The sequence below is a fragment of the Pseudopedobacter beijingensis genome (assembly GCF_042678145.1).
Classification (GTDB): Bacteria; Bacteroidota; Bacteroidia; order Sphingobacteriales; family Sphingobacteriaceae; genus Pseudopedobacter; species Pseudopedobacter beijingensis.
Window position 1 is genome coordinate 229,807 of sequence record NZ_JBHUDG010000002.1, and the last position, 26,361, is coordinate 256,167.

Annotated in this window: 20 protein-coding genes; 13 read left to right on the forward strand and 7 right to left on the reverse strand. The window is 37.3% G+C overall.

Going from position 1 to position 26,361, the window contains the following annotated elements; genetic code table 11:
• Positions 1-255 precede the first annotated feature (255 nt).
• From ACFSAH_RS01975 to ACFSAH_RS01985, 3 genes are all read left to right on the forward strand, one after another.
• Positions 256-456, forward strand: a complete 201-nt coding sequence (locus tag ACFSAH_RS01975) for a hypothetical protein (protein ID WP_379661007.1) — start codon at positions 256-258, stop codon at positions 454-456.
• A 1,544-nt stretch (positions 457-2,000) separates the two neighbouring features.
• Positions 2,001-2,561, forward strand: a complete 561-nt coding sequence (locus tag ACFSAH_RS01980) for a hypothetical protein (RefSeq protein ID WP_379661008.1) — start codon at positions 2,001-2,003, stop codon at positions 2,559-2,561.
• A 1,837-nt stretch (positions 2,562-4,398) separates the two neighbouring features.
• Positions 4,399-5,346, forward strand: a complete 948-nt coding sequence (locus tag ACFSAH_RS01985) for an IS110 family RNA-guided transposase (RefSeq protein WP_379661009.1) — start codon at positions 4,399-4,401, stop codon at positions 5,344-5,346.
• A gap of 1,016 nt (positions 5,347-6,362) precedes the next feature.
• On the opposite strand, the gene ACFSAH_RS01990 is transcribed toward ACFSAH_RS01985, so the two are convergent.
• Together ACFSAH_RS01990 and ACFSAH_RS01995 are read right to left on the reverse strand one after the other, a co-directional pair.
• Positions 6,363-8,741: a GumC family protein gene (locus ACFSAH_RS01990; protein ID WP_379661010.1), complete on the reverse strand. Its 2,379-nt coding sequence runs from the start codon at positions 8,739-8,741 to the stop codon at positions 6,363-6,365.
• The gene (locus tag ACFSAH_RS01995) at positions 8,741-9,535 is read right to left on the reverse strand and encodes a polysaccharide biosynthesis/export family protein (protein WP_379661011.1); all 795 of its coding nucleotides are present in this window, start codon (positions 9,533-9,535) and stop codon (positions 8,741-8,743) included. The genes ACFSAH_RS01990 and ACFSAH_RS01995 overlap by 1 nt, the downstream gene beginning before the upstream one ends.
• Before the next feature lie 1,528 nt (positions 9,536-11,063).
• Here ACFSAH_RS01995 and ACFSAH_RS02000 point away from each other — a divergent pair.
• From ACFSAH_RS02000 to ACFSAH_RS02020, 5 genes are all read left to right on the forward strand, one after another.
• Entirely contained in the window at positions 11,064-14,579 is a 3,516-nt protein-coding gene (locus ACFSAH_RS02000) for a T9SS type A sorting domain-containing protein (protein ID WP_379661012.1), read from the forward strand.
• 9 nt (positions 14,580-14,588) lie between these two features.
• Positions 14,589-14,816, forward strand: a complete 228-nt coding sequence (locus ACFSAH_RS02005) for a PID-CTERM protein-sorting domain-containing protein (RefSeq protein WP_379661013.1) — start codon at positions 14,589-14,591, stop codon at positions 14,814-14,816.
• A 1-nt stretch (position 14,817) separates the two neighbouring features.
• The gene (locus ACFSAH_RS02010; protein ID WP_379661014.1) at positions 14,818-15,564 is read left to right on the forward strand and encodes a glycosyltransferase family 2 protein; all 747 of its coding nucleotides are present in this window, start codon (positions 14,818-14,820) and stop codon (positions 15,562-15,564) included.
• A gap of 212 nt (positions 15,565-15,776) precedes the next feature.
• Positions 15,777-16,880 carry an MraY family glycosyltransferase gene (locus tag ACFSAH_RS02015; RefSeq protein ID WP_379661015.1) on the forward strand — a complete coding sequence of 368 codons (1,104 nt, stop codon included), beginning with the start codon at positions 15,777-15,779 and terminating at the stop codon, positions 16,878-16,880.
• A gap of 28 nt (positions 16,881-16,908) precedes the next feature.
• Positions 16,909-17,430 (forward strand): UpxY family transcription antiterminator, encoded by a 522-nt coding sequence (locus tag ACFSAH_RS02020; RefSeq protein WP_379661016.1) that lies wholly within the window; start codon positions 16,909-16,911, stop codon positions 17,428-17,430.
• A gap of 452 nt (positions 17,431-17,882) precedes the next feature.
• On the opposite strand, the gene ACFSAH_RS02025 is transcribed toward ACFSAH_RS02020, so the two are convergent.
• Together ACFSAH_RS02025 and ACFSAH_RS02030 are read right to left on the reverse strand one after the other, a co-directional pair.
• Positions 17,883-18,860: a type I phosphomannose isomerase catalytic subunit gene (locus ACFSAH_RS02025; RefSeq protein WP_379661017.1), complete on the reverse strand. Its 978-nt coding sequence runs from the start codon at positions 18,858-18,860 to the stop codon at positions 17,883-17,885.
• 24 nt (positions 18,861-18,884) lie between these two features.
• Positions 18,885-19,082 carry a YwbE family protein gene (locus tag ACFSAH_RS02030; protein WP_379661018.1) on the reverse strand — a complete coding sequence of 66 codons (198 nt, stop codon included), beginning with the start codon at positions 19,080-19,082 and terminating at the stop codon, positions 18,885-18,887.
• A 171-nt stretch (positions 19,083-19,253) separates the two neighbouring features.
• On the opposite strand from ACFSAH_RS02030, the gene ACFSAH_RS02035 reads away from it, so the two are divergent.
• Positions 19,254-19,637, forward strand: a complete 384-nt coding sequence (locus ACFSAH_RS02035; RefSeq protein WP_379661019.1) for a hypothetical protein — start codon at positions 19,254-19,256, stop codon at positions 19,635-19,637.
• A 41-nt stretch (positions 19,638-19,678) separates the two neighbouring features.
• Here the strand turns inward: ACFSAH_RS02035 and ACFSAH_RS02040 are convergent, their stop codons facing one another.
• Positions 19,679-21,490 (reverse strand): DNA polymerase III subunit gamma/tau, encoded by a 1,812-nt coding sequence (locus ACFSAH_RS02040; protein ID WP_379661020.1) that lies wholly within the window; start codon positions 21,488-21,490, stop codon positions 19,679-19,681.
• Between the two features lie 586 nt (positions 21,491-22,076).
• Between ACFSAH_RS02040 and rpsF the strand changes: the two genes are divergently transcribed.
• The 4 genes from rpsF (at position 22,077) to mtgA (ending at position 23,930) form a co-directional block, all read left to right on the forward strand.
• Complete coding sequence (gene rpsF, locus ACFSAH_RS02045; RefSeq protein ID WP_379661021.1) at positions 22,077-22,442, forward strand: 30S ribosomal protein S6; 366 nt, start codon at positions 22,077-22,079, stop codon at positions 22,440-22,442.
• Positions 22,442-22,705, forward strand: a complete 264-nt coding sequence (gene rpsR, locus ACFSAH_RS02050) for a 30S ribosomal protein S18 (protein WP_379661022.1) — start codon at positions 22,442-22,444, stop codon at positions 22,703-22,705. Before rpsF ends, rpsR begins: the two co-directional genes overlap by 1 nt.
• Before the next feature lie 13 nt (positions 22,706-22,718).
• Positions 22,719-23,162: a 50S ribosomal protein L9 gene (rplI, locus tag ACFSAH_RS02055; RefSeq protein WP_379661023.1), complete on the forward strand. Its 444-nt coding sequence runs from the start codon at positions 22,719-22,721 to the stop codon at positions 23,160-23,162.
• Between the two features lie 84 nt (positions 23,163-23,246).
• Positions 23,247-23,930, forward strand: coding sequence for a monofunctional biosynthetic peptidoglycan transglycosylase (gene mtgA / locus ACFSAH_RS02060; RefSeq protein ID WP_379661024.1), 684 nt, complete (start codon positions 23,247-23,249; stop codon positions 23,928-23,930).
• Here mtgA and ACFSAH_RS02065 read toward each other — a convergent pair.
• Positions 23,927-24,937 (reverse strand): cytochrome d ubiquinol oxidase subunit II, encoded by a 1,011-nt coding sequence (locus tag ACFSAH_RS02065; RefSeq protein ID WP_379661025.1) that lies wholly within the window; start codon positions 24,935-24,937, stop codon positions 23,927-23,929. The two genes, mtgA and ACFSAH_RS02065, sit on opposite strands and share 4 nt — an antisense overlap.
• Entirely contained in the window at positions 24,934-26,268 is a 1,335-nt protein-coding gene (locus ACFSAH_RS02070; protein ID WP_379661026.1) for a cytochrome ubiquinol oxidase subunit I, read from the reverse strand. The genes ACFSAH_RS02065 and ACFSAH_RS02070 overlap by 4 nt, the downstream gene beginning before the upstream one ends.
• Positions 26,269-26,361: the final 93 nt, after the last annotated feature.

Sequence of the window (26,361 nt, forward strand, 5' to 3'; positions counted from 1 at the left end):
TTTTAGACTGAGGCTAAAACCACGCCGAAAAGCCTGCTATAAACAATAAAAAAGAACCAAAAAATCAAATTGTCTATTACAAAAATCAAAAAGCTGCTTCGGCAGGCATTATGAAAATCTAAATACGACTTCGAGGGGTGTTAAAAGTTTAATAATAGGGCTTTTATGGTCATTTAAATTTTACTAAAAGTAATAAAGACTATTGCGAATGGATAAAGGTGTGTTTAATTTTAAGGAAACTAAATATGATGTATTATGGAAAAAAATTTCAAAAGACTATTCTTTTATCTTTCCGATTTGAGAAGAATTAGCGGAAAAAGCGAACGTACATGTAGTAAAGTGATACGGGAAATGCGTAATTATTTTAATTTAGGCACACATCAGACACTTACAGTCTTCCATGCCAGTGAATTTCTGGACATTCCCTTAGAAAAACTCCGACCTTACATCCTCTGATTGTTAAAAATAAAGATATGAGACCTTACATCAGGGAGGGGGATCAAAAGGACCTTGTCCCGAGCGCAGTCGAGAGATCTCTTTCAGAAGTACTTAAGGAAGAGATTTCTCTTCGCTGTGCTCATCGGAAAGACAAGGTTTTATTGTTGATATAGCCCCTTTTTTAGTGTTGCCAACCAATTTAACTTCCTCATATATAATCCATCCTGCCTTTTCGTTTATAACCTGCTATTCTATCCTTTTAGTATCCCGTTTCAATAGTTTTATTTGATGTTAAAAATACACTAAGTGTCCTTGCTTATATCCAGGATATAGCTATGTTGGAGCTAGGTTATAGCAATGCACCTGAAACTTAAAATAAAAAACTGCATTTAAAGCCAATAGAGGCAGGTCGTAAAAATGTTTTTTTGACATGAAAATACACTAAGTGCTTTGGAGGAGCCATACAAAATACACCAAAAAAGAGCTAAAAACTACAACCTGGTCTAGAGTGAGTTAACGAGTTGAAAGATCTGTAACAAAAGCCTTTCTATCAGCATCACTGATTTAGAATATTACACTGATGCAAGTGTACCAATCAAGTCGACTCCGTGACATCCTATAATCCTATATAATCCGTGATTCAGACAAAAGACGATGGATGGAATAGAATGAAATACTTCTCTTTTATTCGAAGCATCTCCAAAGGAGCTTTAAAGCATCTCTAAACGAAGGATGCATTTGGGCAATACGCTTGTCTGTTGTAATAACCTCAATGGCAGCGAGCTTGCGGGTCGAAAGATCTGTAGCAAAAGCCTTTCTATCAGCATCACTGATTTAGAAGATTACACTGATGCAAGTGTACCAATCAAGTCAACCCCGTGACATCCTATAATCCTATATAATCCGTGATTCAGACAAAAGACGATGGATGGAATAGAATGGAAATACTTCTCTTTTATTCGAAGCATCTCCAAAGGAGTTTTAAAACATCTCTAAAAGAAGGATGCGTTAGGGCAATACGCTTGTTCCGTTATAAATAACCTCGATGGTAGCGAGCTTGCGGGTCGAAAGATCTGTAGCAAAAGCCTTTCTATCAGCATCACTGATTTAGAAGATTACACTGATGCAAGTGTACCAATCAAGTCAACCCCGTGACATCCTATAATCCTATATAATCCGTGATTCAGACAAAAGACGATGGATGGAATAGAATGAAATACTTCTCTTTTATTCGAAGCATCTCCAAAGGAGCTTTAAAGCATCTCTAAACGAAGGATGCATTTGGGCAATACGCCTGTCCCGTTGTAAATAACCTCGATGGCAGCGAGCTTGCGGGTCGAAAGATCTGTAAGATTTAACACTAGATAACCTTTGGACCCTCTGCGCTTCAAATTCAATGTACTCAAAACTTGCCAAAACCCGAAATAATCTGCAATAACAAGACATAACATGTACATAGTTAGGTTTTTATGAGATACGTGTTTACGTTTGTGCTATACATCGATTACCGGTAAATAATGAAGATGTATTAACAGAATGTTTAATTTTTAAATTTTAAAATTATGAAAGTAGTAGACAATGATTTAGTAATGGGGGCAAGTGGGAAAATTGGAAAGATGTTGGTTTTTCGTCAGAAGGCAGGCAAGACCATCATCGCTAAAAGAGGAATAAGAACAGCTCCGCTCTCGGTAGACCAGGAGGCAGTTACAGAACGATTTAGAGAAGCAGCAATTTACGCTAAAAAAGTTTCCGACGATCCACTGAAAAAAGCCTTGTATGAAGCCGTAGCAAAACCAGGACAAACAGCCTTCAATCTGGCATTAGCCGATTTTTGGAAGGCACCCGTAGTGAAAAAAATAACGCTGGATGATTACAATGGGCAGATTGGAGGAACTATTCTGGTTAGGGCCATAGACAACTTTAAGGTAGAAACAGTTACTGTTCAAATACTGGATGGAAATAGTAGTATTTTGGAAACAGGACAAGCAATCTTACAGGATAATGGCCTCGATTGGTTATATACTGCGACAGTAGAAAATTCTTCTCTACAAGCCTCAACAGTAAGGGTAACCGCATCAGACTTGCCCGGCAATAAAACAGTACAAGACCAGGTGGTAGAATAATTGACCAACTGTAGTTTGCTGATTTTATAAGTAGAGGTTGTCTCAGAGTAAAAAAACTGATTATTTCGAAGACTTGAGGATATTTTGTGAAAATACATTTTCCTAAGTGCTCCTGAAAGAGAGCTTTTCACTTCCTTTAGCTCAATCAAGTTTTGAAGAGACAACCTCTATGTGTTATTCTCAACCCTTCACATCTTGAGCGAGTTTACGAGCCGAAAGATCTGCCAGATAGTGGTGTCACAGATAACAAGAAAAAAATGTCCTCCTGAACTTGTTTCAGGATCTCTATTATAGCACTTGCTTATCAAAAAGATACAGATAATAAAGGTGTTGGAGATTAGATGCTGAAATAAATTCAGTATGACAGAGACCTAATCCTTCAGATCATCTTGAGCGAGCTTGCAAGTCGAAAGATCTCCAACCCAAAAGCAGAAAGTAACCCCAGTAATTCCTGCCGCAATAATCAGCAGAACTCTTACAATTAGGTTCTTCAGGTCACATTGAGCCCGTCGAAATGTAGTGCGCCGGATCAATAAAGAGTAATAGTGCTTGTTTACCATTAAACATTAAATATGGAATAACGTTTAATAGATTGCTTCACTCCGTTCGCAAAGACGCTCCTATTTTTGTCATTACGAGCTTGCGAAGTAATCTCTATAATGTAATGATAAAAACATCTTACGTCCTGGGGAGTAAGTCAGAAGTATTATAGTTAGGTTTTTTAGGTCACATTGAGCCCGTCGAAATGTAGTGCGCCGGGTCAATAAAGAGTAATAGTGCTTGTTTACCATTAAACATTAAATATGGAATAACGTTTAATAGATTGCTTCACTCCGTTCGCAAAGACGCTCCTATTTTTGTCATTACGAGCTTGCGAAGTAATCTCTATAATGTAATGATAAAAACATCTTACGTCCTGGGGAGTAAGTCAGAAGTATTATAGTTAGGTTCTTCAGGTCATATTGAGCTTGTCGAAATGTAGTGCGCCGGGTCAATAAAGTGTAATAGCTGCTTGTTTATCATTCATTATTAAATATTCAATATGGAATAACGTTTAATAGATTGCTTCACTCCGTTCGCAAAGGCGCTCCTATTTTTGTCATTACGAGCCTGCGAAGTAATCTCTATAAGGTAATGATATAAAAGATCTTACGTCTTGGGTAGTAAGCCGGAAGTATTATAGTTAGGTTCTTCAGGTCACATTGAGCTTGTCGAAATGTAGTGCGCCGGGTCAATAAAGTGTAATAGCTGCTTGTTTATCATTCATTATTAAATATTCAATATGGAATAACGTTTAATAGATTGTTTCACTCCGTTCGCAAAGACGCTCCTATTTTTGTCATTACGAGCCTGCGAAGTAATCTCTATAATGTATTGATATAAAGTATCTTACGTCTTGGGTAGTAAGCCGGAAGTATTATAGTTAGGTTCTTCAGGTCACATTGAGCTTGTCGAAATGTAGTGCGCCGGGTCAATAAAGTGTAATAGCTGCTTGTTTATCATTCATTATTAAATATTCAATATGGAATAACGTTTAATAGATTGTTTCACTCCGTTCGCAAAGACGCTCCTATTTTTGTCATCGTAAGTTTGTAAGAAAGGATTTGGATTAGGTTTAACAAAATATAATTTTGTTTAGTTTAACAAGATCCAGCAAAAGAGAGGGAATAAGACTTTAGTCTGTCATTAGTCCTTAAAGACTCTTCGCAATGCTAGTCCCCCTCTCTTATTCTTGTCACGAACTTGGACAGTTCATTAGGCCTTAGGAGCCTGTTTTCACGATTGATAAGTCATGATAAGAACTCTGCTGCGATCCTTTTTTACGATTAATACAAATATGGTAACAGGAATCGATTGTTCAAAGGATTATTTTGACATTACAGTATTAAAAGAAGGCAAATCAGCTTTCAAAGGCAGATTTACAAACAACTTAAAGGGATTTAAGGATATGCTACCGCATATTCTGGATACCCATGTGGCGATGGAAGCCACAGGCCCATATTATTTCCAATTGGCAAGATTTGTCTATGAGTCAGGAATAAGAGTTTCGGTAGTCAACCCATTGGTTATACGCAGGTTTGCACAGATGCGAATGTCCAGGGCAAAGACAGATAAGAAAGACGCTATGGTCATAGCAGAGTTTGCACAGATGACCAGCCCCAGGTTATGGGAGCCGCCCACGGCGGCAATACAAAGCATCCGTAACCTTGAGACCTATCTTGAAGGACTAAAACAACGAAAGCATATGTTGTCCAGCCAGTTGCATGCATTTGAGGCAGTAGGTACAATAGATAAGTTATTATACAATGAGATCAAGGAGGAAGTGGAAAGCCATGATAAAAGGATTAAGGAGAAAGAGCGCCAGATAGATGGATTGATAAAGCAGCATTATGAAGAAATGGCTGGTAATATCAGAAGTATACCAGGCATAGGGCCAAGAAGTGTCTCTATGCTGATTATTGCTACAGATGGTTTTAGCAGGTTTGAAAACTACAAACAGGTCATATCTTACTTTGGACTGGCCCCAAGGATATATGAATCAGGTACAAGCGTGAAAGGCAAAGGGCATATCTGCAAAATGGGAATGGGACAGGTTAGAAAAGTATTATATATGGCTGCTACTTCTGCAATACGTTGCAACAAGGCCTGTAAAGATCTCTACGAAAGGCTAAGGGCTAAAGGAAAACCTTACCGGGTAGCACTGATAGCAGCAGTAAATAAACTTATTAAGCAAGTATTTGACATAGCTAAATCAGGAGAACCTTATAAAGCACAATTTGGCTAATGCTAAATTAAACAGAATATTATTTTAGTGAATTTTAACTTTTTATTTGGATTTAAACACAGTTCATTACGAGCCTGCGAAGTAATCTCTATAATGTAATGATATAAAGTGTCTTACGTCCTGGGGAGTAAGCCAGAAGTTTTACAATTAGGTTCTTCAGGTCACATTGAGCTTGTCGAAATGTAGTGCGCCAGGTTAAGAAAGTGTAATAGTTGCTTGTTTATCATTGAACATTGAATAGCCTTTTTAATAGATTGCTTCACTCCGTTCGCAAAGACGCTCTTACTGTTTGTTATTACGAGCCTGCGAAGTAATCTCTATAAGGTAATGATATAAAAGATCTTACGTCCTGGGGAGTAAGCCAGAAGTTTTACAATTAGGTTCTTCAGGTCACATTGAGCTTGTCGAAATGTAGTGCGCCAGGTTAAGAAAGTGTAATAGTTGCTTGTTTATCATTGAACATTGAATAGCCTTTTTAATAGATTGCTTCACTCCGTTCGCAAAGACGCTCTTACTGTTTGTTATTACGAGCCTGCGAAGTAATCTCTATAAGGTAATGATATAAAAGATCTTACGTCCTGGGGAGTAAGCCAGAAGTTTTACAATTAGGTTCTTCAGGTCACATTGAGCTTGTCGAAATGTAGTGCGCCAGGTTAAGAAAGTGTAATAGTTGCTTGTTTATCATTGAACATTGAATAGCCTCTTTAATAGATTGTTTCACTCCGTTCGCAAAGACGCTCTTACTGTTTGTTATTACGAGCCTGCGAAGTAATCTCTATAAGGTAATGATATAAAAGATCTTACGTCCTGTGGAGTAAGCCAGAAGTCTTATAGTTGCGTTCTTCAGATCATCTTGAGCGAATTTACAAGTCGAAAGGTCTGCCAGATAGTGGTGTCACAGATAACAAGAAAAAATGTCCTCCTGAACTTGTTTCAGGAACTCATTGTAGCACTCTTTTATCGAGAATATACAGATAATAATAATTCAGCATAACGGATAACTTAAAACCAATAAACTACTTATCCCAAAACTTCCACCACTTTTTCTTAGCATCGCCATCTTCCATATAATACCCATAACTATTCCCGGAATGGTTAGCATAATAATATCCTGCATAATTATCCTGATACTTAGTATTGTAATAAGTAGAATACAGAACCTCCGGGCGATAATCATTCAGAACAATATAAGTGTTTTTGAGCTCATGTTCATGACTGATACGATCCGGTATTTCGGCTGCAGAGAGTTTGGAAATTCCTGTACGGATAACAAACAAATTGATATCACAATATGGAATAAGCGGTAGGGCATCAGAAACCAACCCAATTGGAGCAGTATCAAAAAGAATATAATCATATCTCTTTCGCAGTTCCGCCACCATTTCTAATAACCTGGGCGAATACATCAGTTCTGCAGGATTAGGAGGATTTTGACCCGCAACAATTAAATCCATATTCTCCTGTTTGGTATGATGGATGATGTCATCCAAGCTGTTTTTATGTGCCAGATAAGTGCTCAACCCTTCTTTGCCTTTAATATTAAAAGTACGGTGTACTTTAGAGCGACGTAAGTCTGCGGCTACAATAATCACTTTTTTATCTATCAAAGCCAGGCTACTGGCCAGATTAATGGAAACAAAAGATTTACCCTCACCAGCTATTTCAGAAGAAATAAAGATTACTTTACTCTGTTTTTCGCTAGCTACGAAGCTTAGGTTCGTTCTTACCGAACGTACCGATTCTGCAAAAACAGATTTAGGCTGTAAAGTGGTTAAGATTTGGGTGTTATTTTCGTCTACTTTTACCGGGAAATGCCGGATGACGCCAATAATAGGGGTGCTGCTAATGCTTTCTATGGTTTCTTTATCATAGATGTAAGGATTCAGCATTCTCGCTAAAAATATCAGCCCAATACCGGATATAATGCCTAGAACAATAGCAAAACGCCAAACAGCCGTAGTGACTGGCGAGATAGGATTCAAATTAGGCATGGCAGCATCTATGGAGCTGGCATCTGCCATAATAGAAGCTTTACTGATTTGGGCTTCCAGTTTTTTTTCCGAAAGAAAACTATAGATCTTGTCGTTGATATTATAATCTCTTTGCAAACCAAAAAGCTGTCTTTCCTGAGAAGGCATGGTTTGTAAAGTAGCATAAGCTTTATGGAGCTCGCTCTGGTTGAAACCTTTGAGTTGTTTGATCCGGTTGATACTGGATTTGATGTTTTCTTCGGCAGCAGATTTAATAATGTGGAGCTTATTATCCAAATCAACAATAGGTTTAGCATTTTCTTTATAGGTACTGGATAAAGAAATGCGTTCCTGTATCAGGTTATTCCATTGGGTAAGCAGGTTACTTAACATAGGGTCCACCGTACCGTCCAGATTAAAGTTAAGGCTGATGGTCTGATCGTTTTTAAGAAACTGTTTTTGTAGTTGTTCCAGTTGTAATAATTGGATATCTGCAGTACGCGAAGCAGTTTCCAGTTTGGTAACCTCTGCTAAAGCGGCGGAGGCATTAGAGCTGAGGTCGAAAAAATTATTGGATTGCTTGAAGCTTTGCAATTTCTCTCCGGAAAGTTTGACGGAGTTTGACAGTTGGTCTAGTTGGGTATCTATAAAGTCGATAATCTGCTTGGCAGATTGAGATTTATTATTGAGGTCCTGAGATAGATAAACCTTAATAATGGCATTTAAAGCATCGGCAGCAAAATATGCATTCTCATCTGTTTTAGAAACATTGGCTATATTGGAGAATTTAGCAGCTTCAGAAATTGTGAGGTTGGCAGCCATTCTGCCGTAAAACTCAGATTTGTAATTAAATTTAATCAGATAGGTAGAGCCCTGCGAAAGTGTCTTTTTAGAAGTAATATAGAATGCAATTCCCGGTATTTGGATAGGTTGACCATAATTGTAAGTCTGATCATGACCGTCGTAGGATAAGATGAAGCTTTTGGACTGAGGTTTGATTTCTAAGGGCTTATTGTAAAAAACAGAGTCTTGTTTTAGTATATGTACTTCAAAAGGCTTGTTGGGGTACAGATTGCTGGTTCGTATACGTCCGTCCAGAAAATAGCTGACCGTCCAGTCTATATGATTCACCGCTTCCTGTATCACTTTTCGGCTCTTAAAAGTCCAGCTTTCTGAGAGTATTTTATTGGTGTAACTACGAGATAAAGGAGCCAGACTGACCGAATTGCTCAGATTGGGTTGTTTCTCTTCGAACTTCAGGAATGTAGAAGTGCTATAGGTTTTTGGAGTGTACCAGAGATAGGTATAGGCTCCGCCTAGGGCAATCAATAAGGTAAAAGCTACCCAATACCAGCGGCTGAGAATAATATTAAATAACTTTCCGTAATTAATTTCTTGTTTGAAATGTTTAGGGGTATCAGACATTACTTGCTTAAATTGGAAATTAATAGATAGAGATTCAGTATGCTCAGGCCAACTCCCAGAAAGGAAGTGGCGGGACCTATGCGATCTAGTGTTTGGAAAGCCCCGCGGGGTTGCGCATAAATGACATCATTATCACGGAGCATCAAGCGTGGATCCGCTAAGCTATTGATGTCTTCCAGATTAGCAATTAAAACTTCTGGATGTTGAAGGTTCCCCCTGATAATCTTGATCTTTCTTTTATTGGCCCGGTTATTTAAGCCCCCGGCTTCACCCATCATTTGTACCAGATGTACCTGATCTTTTTGTAAAAGGTAATTCCCTTGCTTATTGAATTCCCCTAAAAAAGTGACCGTAAGGTTATTGATCTTAAGAGTAATAATAGGAGCGCTTAGAAGTTGTGTTTGATATAAACGATTGAGTTCTTCTTGTGCATGGATACGGCTTAATCCGCCCAGTTTTATCTTGCCAATGACAGGGAGCAATACGGTGCTGTCAGTTTCTACCCGATAAACCATTCCGGTAGATTGATTAAGGTTTTGCATATTCTGTCCGCCCAATCCGGAAATTAAAGCTTCATTCTGCAGGTTAAGAATACTTAAAGTATTACCGGGCTGTATAATTTGTTCTTTACTGGTTATAGTTGCATCGCCTTCCTGTGCAGTATATACCGGAAGATTGGAAATGCTCTTTTCCTGATAGGTATTAAATAAAATGTTTTTCTTTGAGGAGCAGGAACTCAATATAAAAAGAGCCAGGCCAATTAATACAACAGCACTTTTGCTATAATCAAACATGTGGTAGTTTAGTAAATAAGATTCAATATTAATGATTTTTTTTGTTGTGAGAAAATGTGTTTTTAGCCAGTCAGTTTCTGTGAGGCTTTTCAATTCATGATTCAGGTGTCTAGCATTCCGATATTTGGGTATTTGTCATGTTGAGTACTCAGGCGGCCTCAATTGGATTATTATTGTGTTGTTTGAATGTTTTTGAGTGAGCTTGCTCCGTTCCTCGCAAAGACGCTCTTATTTATTATTACGAGCCTGCGAAGTAATTTCTATAGGGCAAGGGTGAAAATATCTTACGTCCTGAAGAGAAAGCCAGGAGTCTTATAGTTAGGTCCTTCCGTCACATTGATGCTGAATATATTGTAATATAAATCAATATAAAATGGCTTTTGAATTGTATTTCGGTAATCAAGCTAAAGCAGGTTCAACCGTTCTGCTTAAATTCCGCATCAGTACAATTCGGTTGGCAGAGGTTAAGCCTAAGTATAATCTTTCAAAGAATTGTGCGCAGCGGAGAGTTTTTGGTTCCTTTTTGCGGAAACATGCGAAGCATTCATGAATACCTTTTAAAAAACAAATAAAAACCATGAATAAAAGGAACTTGACCAGGCCGGTCAAGAGGCCGGAGCGGTAAGAGCGAAAATGCTTGATTGTGAGCTTTTGTAAATAACGTCAATGGTAGCCCGTCTAAAAGTAGTGCGCCGGATCAATAAAGAGCAATAGCTCCTTGTTTATCATTCATCATTAAACATAGAATAACCTTTAATAGGTTGCTTCACTCCGTTCGTAAAGACGCTCTTGTTTTTGTCATTACGAGCCTGCGAAGTAATCTCTATAAGGCAAGGGTGAAAATATCTTACGTTCCGGGGAGGAAACCAGGAGTCTATAGTTAGGTTCTTTAGGTCACATTGATATCGTCGAAATGTAGTGCGTTGGGTCAATAAAGGTCAATAGCTCCTTGTTTATCATTCATCATTAAACATTCAATATCTTTAATAGATTGCTCCACTCCGTTCGCAAAGCCTCTCTTATTTTTGTCATTACGAGCCTGCGAAGTAATCTCTATAAGGTAATGATAAAAACATCTTAAGTTCAGGGGATGAAGCCGGAGTGTATCCCCGCGCACCACATCTCGAGTACCTCAATGTGACCTTCTAGTGCTTTTACAGCTTTATTGTCACCCTGAGGCTCTCGAAGGGTAGATACTTAATTTCTCTTTGTTTTCTCACGCACCACATTTCGAGAGCCTCAATGTGACCTTTAGTTTTCATACCACGTTAGTTTAAGCCTGTCGGAATATGAGCGAGATAGAAATAGGAACTCCATAAATGAAACAAAGCAATTTATGGTAGCTTAACCAGTAGATAAGTTAACATCAAGAAAGCTGTTGGTGTTGCTAGGTTATAAGTTAAAATCATTGATGATATAAAAATATTTACATCTTACTACCTAAAAATGGGTATATTTTTCTTTAAGATCGTGAAAATGATAAGTTTGTATTAAAAATTTATATTTTTGTAAAGACTTAAACTGGCGTATGGTGAAAAATATACTTTTTAGATATATTGTATCTGTATGTGCTATAATGGCGCTCTCTAAAGTAGCAATGTCAAGTCTTGCTACAGACTATTTTCGCACAAAACAAAGTGGAAACTGGAATGATATCAATACCTGGGAAAGCTCTGCGGACAACTCAATCTGGGCTGATGCGACCTTGATACCTGGAACCCCGTCTACTAAAATTCAAATTCAAAATGGACATACGGTGACGGTAAGTGCAAATATAACGGTGGATGATGTCGTTATAGAAGAGGGAGGAGTGGTGGATGTGGTTTCGGAGGCTACGTTGACCATCGCTAATGCGGTTGCGGCAACTGACTTTGACGTTTTGGGTATTTTAAGAAATGCGGGAACTATAATTACAATAGGAAATTTGGTTTTTCATAATAACAGTATTTATCGGCATACAAGAACCTCCTCTTCTGGGGTAATACCCAATGCGGTTTGGGAAGATGGTTCATCTTGTGAAATTATAGGGTTTGTCAATGCATCTGGTGCAATAGGAGGAATGTCTCAAAGTTTTTATAACTTTATTTGGAATTGCCCTAGACAATTGGAAGGTTTCGTTCCTTCGTTTGGTAATTCTAATCCAATATTTAGAAATAACTTTGTTGTAATGAATACAGGGATAGGAAGTTTCCAGATATCAGGCTCTGGTGGAAAAGTAATTACAGTTGATAATTATATTCAATCAGGGGGAACGGTCAATATTATTAATACAAATGATAATTCTAAAAGGACGACAATAGATGTAAAGCGAGACTTTAATATGACGGGAGGAACTCTTCGTAAAGGTATTAATCTTGGTATTGGAGAGATAGTTTTTAGTGGTACTACAGAGCAAATATATTCTAGAACGGAAGGTGTCGTTTCTGGCGGCATAGAGTTTATTGTGAACCCTGGTGCTATTGTAGATTTTGGTGATTCAACTATTCCCAATACAGTTATAGGTACATTTATCGTTCAAGATGGGGCAACTCTACTTACTTCCCATCCACAAGGTATTTCTTTATCAGGTGCTACCGGAGCCATACAATCTACTGGCACCCGGACCTTTAGCCCCAATGCCAATTATGTGTTTAACGGTGCAGCAGCACAGCAAACAGGAACGGGTTTACCGGCTAGTGTGAATAATTTAACCGTTGACAACCCTGCAGAAGTAACATTAAGACCCGGAGCTTTAACCGTTAACGGTACCTTGGAGGTCACAAACGGCTATCTGGATTTAGGCTCCAATACTTTAACCACTACCGGTGCAATAGGATTGATGGGGAATGGTACGCTCAAAACGCAGCATGTAGGAACGGCACTCAGTTCAGGAAAAACCTGGAATGGGACGGTGGAATACAATGGTTCTTCTCCCCAAAATATTATAACCGGGCAATACAATAACTTGAAGCTGACAGGTGGAAATAAAACGCTTATGGGCAATATCACGATTTCCGGAGATGTAGACGCTACTGGTGTAGGAACTGTAAATACAGGAATCTATAAAGTGAATTATAACAAAGCAGGAAACCAAAATGTAGGAGGAATAGCCTATTATGATCTGGAGATTAACGGTTCAGGAACTAAAACGGTATCCGCGGCTGCCACGGTAAGTAATAATGTAACTGTCAATGCAGGAACATTAAATGCTAACGGAAATTTAACCTTATTGGCTTCTGCCAATTCTAATGCCAATATTGGAGCTTTAAGTGGTTCTGCGGATGTTGTGGGTAATGTGAAAATACAGTCATTTTTGAGAGGTGCCGATTATGGAGCTGTAAGGGGAAGCCGAACAATGTCTTCACCGGTTAATGATGCAGCTATTTCAGGAGATAAAACCTTTGCGCAACTTAAAAAATATATGATTATTACAGGGAATGGTGGTGCAATTAATGGTTTTGATGCGGTACCGTCAGGCCTTAAAAATGCTGATATGGTGCTAACTTATGATGAGAATACTGCTGCTTTTGTGCCTATTCCTAATATTACTAGTTCAATCGGAAGCGGGCATGGGTTTATATATCTTTTTATAGGTAATAGAGATTATAAAGATTCTAATCCTGGCAAATTGATCAAGCCTTTTGTGCCAGCGGAAAGTGTTATGCTGACCTATGAAGGACCGATAAATAAAGGTAACATAGATATTCCTGTAAGCTATAATCCAAATAATACAGTTTTACCTGGAGCATTTATTGCGGGGAATCCTTATCCTGCAACTATAGACTGGGAGGGTATTTATGCCTCTTCTTCTAATCTCAGCGCATCTATGTCCATTGTTTTTGGTGGTAAACCCATGGCATCCTATAATGCTGTATTAGGAACGGGGGTAAACGGAGGTGGAAGATATATACAGCCAGGTCAGGGATTTTATATATATGCTAATAATGGAGGAGGGGTATTACGGTTTCGTGAATCTCACAAAAATATAAATGAGGAGCCTGCCAGATTATTGAAGATAAGGGATAAACAGTTCCTTTCTGATGGGAGTGGTAAACAGATTTCTTTGGCAAAAACACGGTTAAATACAGATTTATTTACTCCGGCTATATTGAGATTAAGTTTGAGTTTGGGTGAATCAACAGAAGAAACAATTGTAGCTTTTGACGAGCAATTTAATACGGAAGCGGATGATCAGGATACTCCATATATGGCAACTTCTGGTTATGCTGTTGGTTTATCTACGCAATCATCTGATGAAAAACCATTAGCAATCAATTTAACATCGTTAAATGATTCGGCTACTCCAATAAAATTGAATATAAACAGTGCGAAGACATCAGAAATTACCCTTAATTTTAAGAGCGTTCCAATTTTTAATGATAGACTGTTAATATTAAAAGATAAGCTGAATGGTGCGGAGCAGATTGTAGATAGGGATAATAGCCAATACGTCTTTCATGTAGATACTAAAGATAATCGTTCATTTGGAGGGGACAGGCTTTCTCTTTCATTGGTGCCTGTAGGGGTGTTGCCTGTAGAGTTTGTCGGTTTTGATATTTATAAATCAGGAAATAGTGTTCAGCTTAGATGGGCTGTAGTAAAGGAGGAAATAGGATATAATTATATTATAGAAAAATCTTACGAAGGATCTGTATTTAAGGAACTGGGCAGGATTAGTGCGGCTGGTTTAAGCTCTTATAGTTATATGGATACTAACCCTTATATAGGAAATAATTACTACAGAATCAGACAAGTTGACGCCAGTGGAGAAGAAAAAATATCGGTTATTCGAATGTTGAAATTTGATTTCGACCTCAAAGAAAAGACCTTTTCGATCTACCCTAATCCTACCGATGGTGATATTCAAATAAAGTTGGGTGACAATAACTCTGATAAAGTATTGGCCAATATATTTAGAATAGATGGAACGTTCATAAAATCTACAATACTGGATAAAGGAGATTTGAAAGTGAATATAGAGTCCCTTCCGAGAGGAGTTTATATGATGGATTTAATAGGAGGAGATGGTAAGCGGATAGGTACTGAAAAAATTATAAGAAAATAATATTTGCATATGAAGTTGTTGCGAAAGATATTTATGGTGTTAGGTTTTTCTTTGTGTATGATTACAGCCTATGCTGCCTGTCCGCCTAATGATCCTTTTTGTAATGATGATGGGGAAGAGCCTGATCCATGGGGAGACATTCCCATAGATGGTGGAGCTCTTGCATTGCTTGCAGGGGGAGCAGCCTTGGGTTATAAAGCCTTAAAGAAGAAAAAAGAAGAAGGATCAGAAAAATAATATGTTGATATCTGTTATTACATCTACTTATAACTCGGCCAGTTGCTTAGCTAATGCTTTGGAATCTTTTAAAGTACAAAGCTACGCAGAAAAGGAATTGGTATTGGTAGACGGAGGATCAACAGATAAAACTTTGGAAATTATAGAAAAATCTGAAATAACAGATAAAATGATTTCTGAACGCGATCAAGGAATTTATGATGCATTGAATAAGGGAATAATGTTGGCTTCTGGAGATGTGATAGGGATATTGCATTCAGACGATATGTTCTACAATGCGGAAGTATTGCAAAGTGTTGCGGAGGTATTTAAGGCTAACCCTGATTTGAAAGCTGTGTATGGTGATTTACTTTATGTAGAGCGGGACAATACCGATAAAGTGGTAAGAAACTGGAAGTCGGGAGAATTTGATGTTAATAAACTAGCCTACGGATGGATGCCACCACATCCGGCATTGTTTATTAAAAAACAATGTTTCCTTAAATATGGGCTTTATGATTTACAGTATCATTCTGCTGCAGATTACGATTTGATATTACGTTTTTTATATAAATATAAAATAGAAACAGCTTATTTGCCTCAGATTCTGATGAAAATGAGAGTGGGCGGTATGAGTAACAAAACCTTTAAAAATCGTTTAAGGGCCAATGCAGAAGATCGAGTGGCGATGAAAGTAAATGGTATTGCTTTCCCATTTCTGGTTGCAGCTTTGAAGCCTTTACGAAAAATAGGACAGTATATAAAATGAATTAACCACAAAGTATAACAGAGAACACAAATAGAAATTTAATCTTTGCGAACTTAGTGTCCTTTGTGTTTTAAAAACAGGAATAGCTTAACCACAAAGTATACAGAAAATAAAGAGAAGAATTTCAATCTTTGAAAACTTAGTGTTCATTGTGGTTATTATAAAGTAATATAAATTTTAAATAAAGTCTATAGATAAAAAACTACAAAACCATGTCTCTAAACCTGGAATGGCCTTGGCTGTATAACGTATTGATTGTGTGCCTTTCTGCGGCAGTATCTTTTTTTTCGATACCCTCTATTATTTTTGTAGCCAATACAAGGCATTTGTATGATGACTTAGAGAAAGAACGAAAAAATCATCAGCATGGTATTTCCCGTTTGGGAGGTATAGCTATATTTTGTGCATTTACCATAGTTTCCCTTTTGTTTGAACGTTATGATAATGTATTACCCACTAATGTCCTCCTTACCAGCTGTATTATGTTATTTGCAGTTGGGCTAAAAGATGATTTGGCGGGAGCTTCGCCATCTACTAAATTTGTTATTCAGTTTTTGGTAGCGCTTATTTTGTCGGTAGTGGGTGGAGTGAGATTAACCAGTTTATACGGTGTTTTTGGAATATGGGATATCGGCTACATTTCCAGTATACTGTTTACGGTATTGATTATTATGTTTTTTATTAATGCCTTTAATCTGATAGATGGAATAGATGGTTTAGCAGGAACTATAGGGATTATAGTAAACTTAACATTTGCTATGATGTTTTTACGTATGGGGCAGGTAGAGCTGGCTGTGCTGGCATTTAGTCTGATAGGCGCTCTGGCAGGTTTTCTGTTTTATAATTATTCGCCCTCTCGTATTTTTATGGGAGATACCGGAAGTTTGTTGGTGGGACTGATTTCAATAGTTTTAGGGATCAAATTTATAGAACTTAATAAGTTTACCACCGGCCTCCCCAGACCTGTGTTTCTGTCTGCACCGGCTATAGCCGTTTCTGTATTGATTATCCCCTTGTTTGATACTATCCGTGTATTTATACTGCGTATTATAAAAGGAAAATCTCCGTTTCAGGCAGATAGAAATCATATCCATCACCGTATATTACGTTTGGGATTGTCACACTCTCAAACTACGCTCAGTTTGGCTATTACTAATATTCTGTTTGTTTATTTAGCTATCTTGTGCCGTAGTTTAGGAAATTCGACGCTTATTGTTCTTTTTCTGGGGATATGTATGTTGATTAATTGGGGAACCACAGTTTTAATAAGAATAAAAGAGCGTAAGCAATTGAAGATAAGTTTCCTTTGGAAATAAGGATATTAATCAAATAGAGGAGAGAAAGATGTTGAAGATAGATGATGTTTGCCGTTGGTATCCCTTATATACCAAACCTCGTTTTGAGAAGAAAGTAAGAGAAAGTCTGGAGAGAAAAAATATAGAAGTATACCTCCCCATTCAAAAAATTCTGAAACAATGGAGCGATAGAAAAAAGTGGGTAGAAGAACCTTTGTTTAAGTCTTATGTATTTGTAAAAATAAACCATAAGGATTATGATAACGTTCTGCAAACAGATGGCGTAGTGCGTTTCTTGTTGTTTTCGGGGAAGGTAGCATATATACCAGATCAGGAAATGGAATTTTTACAAAGTTATTTACAGGGAGAAGTTAGAGTGGATTTAACTCAACACCGGATAAAGAGGGGAGATAAAGTTAAAATTATCTCCGGTAAATTTACGGGTTTTGAGGCCGAGATGGTGTCTTATCAGAATGAAAAGCGACTAATTTTACGCATTGATGCTTTGGGACAGGCTGTGTTATTAAATATTCCCATTGCTGATATTGAAACAAAAGCTAAGGTTTCCTAAGAAGACGATGGTCAATAGTCCATAGATCATGGGGAAGAAACAAAAAAATACGACACTTTTCATGAATGCTAAACTCGTTCCTATCCCTTTGGAGTCATCCTGAACTCGTTTCAGGCTCTAACTCGCTAATAATTTACCAGGAAAAATATAAAAGCCTGGTCACAGCGGACTGTATCAAAATGATCTTGTCATCCCGAGCGTAGTCGAGGGATCTCTTTTCGAAGTACTTAGGGCATATATTTTTCTTCGCCGTACTCATCGGAATGACAGTTTTTATAGTTGTAATGGCAAAATAGTCCATGGACGATAGACCATAGTCTATAGCTAAAACCACTATCAGGTCATCCTGAACTCGTTTCAGGATCTCCAGCAAAATAGCTTTTAATAAAAAATTCTCACTATACCTTTGCCGTAATAACAGCGGATCACCTCCCGCTAAATCAACAAAGCAATTATGCAATAAAACTTTCCAGGATTTTAAAACCTGTAGATGTTTTTAATTCTACACGTTGCTCACAGGCTGGGATTAATAGACAATCTCCTTTTAGTACATCTATTTCTCCTTCCGGATATTTTAATGTATAACTTCCCTCAACGCATACATGTATAACAAAGCTATCCAGATTGCTATAATCTCTGGAGAAATCTCTGTCAGAATCAAGTACATGGGTGGTAAAATAAGGGCATTCTACAGCTTTAACCACAGTGTTCTTTGTCTTGTCGTATGCTGTTTTATAACTCTCGTAGTAATTGAAATCAATGGCGTCTAAAGCTTCTTCTACATGGAGCTCTCTTTTATGTCCATGGGCATCAACCCTATCAAAATCATAAATCCTGTAGGTGATATCAGAAGTTTGCTGAATTTCTGCAATTAACAAGCCTTTGCCTATGGTGTGGATTCTGCCTGCCGGAAGGAAAAATATATCCCCGGCTTTTACTTCTTCCTTATTCAGGATATCTGTTAAATGGCCTGAGTTAAATTTACCCAGATATTTGTCCCGATCTACTTCTTCGCTAAACCCCGAAATTAGAGAAGCTCCCTCATCAGCTTGTAATACATACCACATCTCGGTTTTACCTTTAGACTGATGCCTTTTTTCGGCCAGTTTATCATCAGGATGTACCTGGATAGATAAGTCGTCATTGGCATCTATGAATTTTACCAGTAAGGGAAATTCGTCTCCAAATCTTTCATAATTTACTTTCCCAATAAGTTTTCCTTTTTCGGATTTCAACAAATCGGCCAGAGAGGTGCCGGCCAAAGAGCCGTTAGCTATTACAGATACATCAGAAGATACGCCTGAAATCTCCCAGGTTTCACCACAATTAGGTAATGGTGAAAAATCTTTATGTAAAATGTCTTTTATTTTGCTTCCGCCCCAGATTTTGTCTTTGAAAATGGTTTTAAACTTAAGTGGATATAAATTCATGTTTGGTTTTGATTGTATAGTTGATTAATCTTCTATGATTTCTTTAACACGGCCCACCTGATTGGTGTCTAAAATAACTTTAATGCCGTGGGGATGATAAGGTGATTTGGTCAGTATTCCTTTTATAACACCTTCTGTTAAGGCCCCGGTACGTTGATCTTTTTTTAGTACAATTTTTACCAGTTGACCAATCTTAATATTCTCTCGCTTACTAGTGTCCATTTGTATAATTTGTTATCAATAATACGGAATCTATTGGCATTGTTTATGATATTTTTTAAAAAAGATAATATAAAACAGGTGTGCTTACCATCATTATTGAACGGCTAGTACAATGTGTTGGTAAACATTAAAGGCGCTGTTTAAAACATGAAAGTTAATAAAAATAAACATATGAAAAAGCAAAGTGTAAACAATGGAGAACATTCGGATAAAAGAGAGTTGAATCTGAATTATAATACAGAAGAAAATAGCTTTGAGTTGGATTTAGATCAAACTATGCTAGACAAGGAGTATCAACATCCGGATCCTTATGATACAGCTGCAAAAAATGGAGACGATATCAATTCAGATTATGATGAATCTAATCCTTATGTAGGAAATGAATATGATAAAAATGCTTCTTTGGAAAACGATGTAGATATTTTAGGTATGCATATCACTAAAGAAGAAAGTCTGAAGCCGAGTAAGAGAGATAGAGAAGATTCGGAAACTCCGGAAGATTTTAGGGATGATCTGGATGCGGAAGGGTATCCAAAAAATGATAGAAATAAATAGTCTATAGACTACCACGATAAATGAGAAACCATCAAACTAACTTAAAGGTCCAGTTCCAGGTCAAAGGCCTGACGAAGTGACTCCAGATTTGGGTTCCGTTCTACCATGTGTTGGTATTTGTCTTTGGAGGTATAGAGTTTGCGCTCTGACACTACTTCGGCAACAATAGGCTCCAGGGTAATGTGGAAATTCTGTAATTTAGGTCGGAGATAATTAAGAACATCTATTCGCTCATTTAGCAATTCATCAGACTGCATTTTGTTCTCAACAGTTAGCTCTATCCTAAAATTGTCCCGAACCATAGGAGTGTAATTCATCATGAGTGTAGCTAAACTCATTTTACCGTTATTTTTGGCAATGTGTGAGTATTCTACCCATACTTTGATAAAATCGTCCTGAGTAAAATCAGATTTGGCATCTCCTGTCAGGTATTCCGGCTCATCTTCTTTAACTACAGATGTTTTAATGAGCCCCGGATTGTTGAGATTAGGAATTAATGTTCCACCTGTTTTTAATCCGCCGTTTCCATTATTGGGCAAAGAAATTTTGGGCGCTTCTACCTGAATGGGAGGGGTGGTATTGATTGTTTCCTTTTTCTCTAGGGAGGGAATAGGATTAGCTACGCTCTTTACAGGTTGAGTGATTTCTACTGTAGCGGGCTTTGGAGCCGTTTCAATAACTTTTTCCGTTAAAGTATCAGGTTTTTTTTTTACCTGTTCAGTATATTCCCGAACTGGTGCGCTGTTACCCAAATTAATTGCCTGTTGTAAATGGCTGGTTTTTATAAGGGTTAATTCAACCTGTAGTCTTTGGTTTTTACTGATTTTGTAATTAAGGTCGCACTGGTTACAAATACTAAGTGCACTGATTATAAATGAAGAGCTGGCTACTTTGGCCTGTTCCAGATATTTTTGTTTAATGTTCTCACTTACCTCTAAAAGTTGCACTGTAGCGGCATCTTTACAAATTAAGATATTGCGTAAGTGCGAAGCTAGTCCACTGATAAAATTATTACCGTCGAAACCGTTATTGAGAATTTCGTCAAAAAGCAATAAAGCTCCGGAAGTGTCAGTATTGATTAATAGATCGGTAATCTTAAAATAATAATCGTAATCTAAAATGTTAAGATTTTCAATAACCGCCTGGTAAGTCACCTGCCTGTTAGAGAAACTAACGATCTGGTCAAACATAGACAGGGCATCCCTTAATCCGCCATCTGCCTTTTGGGCAATAACATGTAATCCGTCATTATCATAAGCTATGTTTTCTCTTTCGGCAATCCGGGTAAGGTGTGCGGCCATATCTTCAACTTTTATCCTGTTGAAATCAAATATTTGACATCTGGATAAAATAGTAGGAAGTATTTTATGTCTTTCGGTAGTAGCTAATATAAATATAGCATAGGAAGGAGGCTCTTCCAGAGTTTTTAAGAATGCGTTGAAAGCACTCTGTGATAGCATGTGAACCTCATCTATGATATAAACTTTATATTTTCCTCCCTGAGGGGGAATTCTAACCTGATCTATCAGGTTACGGATATCATCTACAGAGTTATTGGATGCAGCATCCAGTTCATGAAAATTGAAAGAACCGCCATGCATAAAAGATTGGCAGGACTCACAAGTGCCACAGGCTTCTCCGGTATCAGTCAGACTTTGGCAGTTAATAGTTCTTGCCAGTATACGCGCACAAGTAGTTTTGCCTACACCACGAGGACCACAGAATAGAAATGCCTGTGCTAACTGATTGGTCTTAATGGCATTTTTTAAAGTATTGGTAACATGAGATTGGCCAACAACACTTTCAAAGGTTACTGGTCTGTATTTTCTTGCCGATACGATAAAATTTTCCATTGCTAGCAAAAATATAAAGATGTGGGGGATATTGCAACATATTCCTCTTTTTAATTCTATAGGTGTAGTTACGTGTACGAAGCTCGTTCCTTTGTTTTTTATTTAAAAAAATTGTCCTTCTAACGCTTTGGGAGTGAGTTTTAAAATGTTTTGGTTTTTTATTTTTCTTTTGTTGATAAGTTTGTCTATTTTTGCGAAACAATGACAGGTTTGAAAAAGACAAAGATTTGGGCGAGATTGTTAATAGGTTTCGTAGGATATTTATACATTAATGGTATAAAGGTTAAGAAGTGATCCTTCCTTCAAAAATCATCATTGATTTTTTTAATTTAATAGGTGTGTAAAAGCGATAAGCCTCCCGGCTTAGTCGCTTTTTATTTATCTGTGGAATTGTTTTTGTTTCTCTTTCATACTTCTTCACTATTCGTTCATTATTCATAGTACTTCGTTCATCATTCCTACATTTCTCATTCAATAGTTAAATCATTCATCAAACAACATTTTAAAAAATATATACTTATGTTGTTTTTCCAGAAAAGAATCAATACTTTTGCAGTCCTTAAATAAAAACAATTTAAAGTAAGTAATGGGTCAATACGAAACCACTATCATTCTTACCCCGTTGTTGTCAGAGGAAGCTGCAAAAGAAACAATTGCAAAGTTTTCTAAAATATTAACTGACAACGGAGCCGAGATTATCCAAGAAGATAATTGGGGTTTGAAAAAACTGGCATATCCTATTGAGAAAAAATCAACAGGGTATTACCATCTGACTGAATACAAGGTATCAGGAGAGGTTATCGGCAAGTATGAGTTAGAATTGAAACGCGATGAGCGCGTAATGAGATTTTTAACTGTTAAATTGGATAAGCATGCGGCGGCGTACAATGAGAAAAAACGCTCTGGTGCATTCAATAAAAAGAAATCTGAAAAAGCGGAGGCAGCAAACTAATGGCTAGAGAACAAATCCAGTATGTGACTGCTCCCAAGGTGGAGGACAACAGAAAAAAATATTGTCGTTTTAAAAAGAACGGTATTAAGTATATCGATTATAAAGACGCAAATTTTTTATTGAAGTTCATTAATGATCAAGGTAAAATTTTACCTCGTCGTTTAACAGGAACTTCTTTGAAATACCAACGTAAAGTAGCTCAAGCAGTAAAAAGAGCTCGTATAATTGGTATCTTGCCTTTTGTAACTGATGGTTTAAAATAAGGAGGGCTACAAAATGGAAGTAATTTTAACACAAGATGTAAAAAAACTAGGCGAGAAAGACGATATCGTTGTAGTAAAGCCGGGTTATGGCCGTAATTATTTGATTCCTCAGGGGCAAGCTATCTTGGCTACTGAGTCGGCAAAAAAAGTTTTAGCTGAGAATATTAAACAAGCTCAGTTTAAACAAGAGAAAATTAAAAAAGATGCTGAAGCTACTGCAGTTAAATTAGCCGATGTTAAATTAAGCATTGGCGCTAAAGCTGGAGAAACTGGTAAAATATTTGGTGCGGTTAACACAATTCAAGTGGCTGACGCATTGAAAAAATTAGGTTTCGATGTAGACAGAAGAAGAATCACTTTTGATTCTGATGTTAAATTTGTAGGTGAGTACAAAGCAAACTTAAACTTACACAAAGAAGTTAAAGTTCAGGTTCTTTTCGAAGTTGTTGCTGAATAATTAACTTTTCTAAATAAAGAAAATGCTTCCTGATTGTTTAGGGAGCATTTTTTTTGCGCTAAATATTTCTTCTATTTTTATAGGGTGTACCAAAAACTATTCAAATATCTAAAAAGAGCAATTATTGGCTTTTTTGCCATTACTGTTTTATGGGTTTTGTTTTATCGATTCATTAATCCACCGGTAACCTATCTGATGATTTCTAGAGCTTTTGAAAGAAAGTTTGATGGTAAGTCATGGAAGATAGATAAAGAATGGAGAGATTTTGACGAGATTTCTTTGAATTTGAAAAAAGCTATTATTGCAGCTGAGGATGCTCGTTTTTTGGAACATAGTGGTTTTGATTTTAAAGCCATGGAACATGCTTACAAGAAAAATAAAGACGGTAAAAAAATAAGAGGAGGGAGTACCATTACCCAACAAATGGTAAAAAATGTTTTTCTATGGCCGGGGAGGTCTTACATTAGAAAAGGCTTTGAAGCTTATTTTACTGTATTGGTAGAATTATTTTGGTCTAAAAAAAGAATACTTGAAGTTTACCTCAACGTGATAGAGATGGGGGATGGTATTTATGGGGCAGAAGCAGCTACTCAGAAATATTATAAAAAATCTTGTAAAAGCCTGCTTAAAAGTGAAGCTGCTTTATTGGCGGCGGTACTACCAAATCCCAGAAGGTGGACACCCGCCAATCCAACAGCTTATATTTATAGAAGACAGGCAATTATCCGAAGAAATATGAATGCACTGAATAACCTGACATTTGATTAATGTACTTTACCTTTTTTTTGAAAGCTATAAATCAGGTAATATAAAGCAGGAAGTATAAACAAGCTACCTAACAAAAGCGCCCATGCTAATGCAGCAATAGTTTTTTCTTCGCCCTGATACTCCATCAAAGATAAATATTCTCCATTTTTTAAAAGGATAATATTGGGGAAATGCTCGTAAGTTAAGCTCAGTAATATCATACTCACCTGAAAACCTGCTAAAATTCTTAATTGCACTGCATTTTTTTTGTCTATAGTTTTCCATAAGATAATAAGAGATAGGGTAGCAGCACTGATGGCAATAGTGCCTATAGGGTTTCCGAATATCCATTGAGCTAGTGGGATTCCTTCTAAATAAGCTATTATAAATACTAAGCCACCAGTTATTACAGCGGCAATATTCATAAACTTGGCTTTTTGGATAAATCTTCTTTTGTCTTCTTCAGTGTCTGTTTCGCCAATGATAAATATGGCTGCCAGAAATCCGCAAATAGATACGGTGAAAAGTCCAACGGCAATAGAAAACCAGTTAAGCCAGCTGTATACATAAGCAGATAAAAAATCTTTAGCTTCTGTATCAATTGCTCCGGATACAGTGCTTGCTGCAATTATACCTAGAAAAAAAGGAGTGATAAAGCTTGAATACTGAAAAATCTTGTTGTAAACTACCTGCATGTCGTCTACAACAGCATCATAATGCCTGAAAGTAAATGCAGTTCCTCTGGCTATAATACCTACCAGCATAATTACTAAAGGAATATGCATGTGTACAGACATAAGGGTGTATATTTTAGGGAATCCTACGAAGAGGATCACAATAGCAATAATGAGCCACATGTGATTGGCCTCCCAAACTGGGCCAATAACCCGATAAACTGTTTTTCTGGTTTTGCTTTTATTTTTGTCGGAAGTGAAAAGTTCAAGTATACCTGCACCAAAATCTGCTCCGCCTAGTAAAAGGTATAACCATATAGCAGCCCATAAAAATGCAATAACGACGTAAATCATGACTGTTTGTTTGAAAGGTCCTCAGAAATATCGTAAAGTGTGTCTACCATTTTTATTTGTCTGTAAAGCATAAATCCTACAATAAAAGATAAAGAAAGGTAGATGGCCGTGAATAAATAGAAAGAATATACAATGCCAGGCATGGGGGTTACAGCATCAGCAGTACGCATAATGCCATAGATTATCCAGGGTTGTCTGCCTACTTCGGTAACGGTCCATCCGGCTTCAACCGCAATGTAGCCCATGGGTGTGGCAATAGCAAATAGTTTTAATAACCACTTTTTGTCCATAAGATTGTGCTTTTTCCATAGACTGTAAAAATACAGAATTGAAATGAGCAGCATAATCATTCCTAAACCAACCATAATTTGAAAAGCATAATGGGTAATGGCTACTGGAGGATGTTCGTCTTTTGGAATCTGATCAAGTCCTGTGACCTCGGCATTGATATCACCGTGTGTAATAAAGCTTAATAGCCCCGGTATTTTAAGGGCATAATCAACAGTCTGTTTTTCTTCGTTTGGGATACCGCCAATAATCAGGGGAGCTCTTTTTTCTGTGTAAAAATGTGCTTCCATTGCTGCTAGTTTAGCAGGTTGTCTTTTGGCAACATCTTTGGCAGAAAAATCACCACTTAGAGGTTGTAGTATGGCGGCAATACAACCAAACGCTGCAGCAATTCTGAAAGATTTACGATGAAATTCTTTGTTCTTTCCTTTGAGGAGCATGTAGGCATGTACCCCAGCAACGGCAAAACCTGTAGCACAAAAGGCGGCAATAGACATGTGTAAAGCCTGAGATAACCAGGCATCGTTAAACATGGCCTTAATAGGGTCTATATTGATGTATTGCCCGTTGATATAGTCAAAACCAGTTGGGTTATTCATCCAGGCGTTGGCTGCAACTACTAAAATTCCTGATATTATTCCGCTAACACCAACAACCACTCCTGTGAACCAATGAAACCAGGGATTAAATTTATCCCATCCATATAAGAAAAAACCAAGGGCAATAGCTTCTATAAAGAAGGCAGTCCCTTCAAGAGAGAAGGGCATCCCAAATATAGGTCCCGCATGTTTCATGAATTCGGGCCATAGTAATCCAAGTTCAAAGGAAAGTGCGGTTCCGGATACAGCACCGGTAGCAAAAAATATAGCAACGCCCTTACTCCAGGCTTTAGTAATATTTTTATAAACTGGTTTTTTTGTTTTCAGGTAATAATAATGTGAAACAGCCATAAAGAATGGCATCACCATACCTATACAGGCAAAAATAATATGGAAACCTAAAGATAAGGCCATTTGAGAGCGAGCGGCCAAGAAATCATCCATGACAAAGAAATTAGTAAATGATTATTATACAAATCTATATGATAAATACAGATAGTTTTAATTTACAAAGCAGTTATTGAAAAAATATAATCA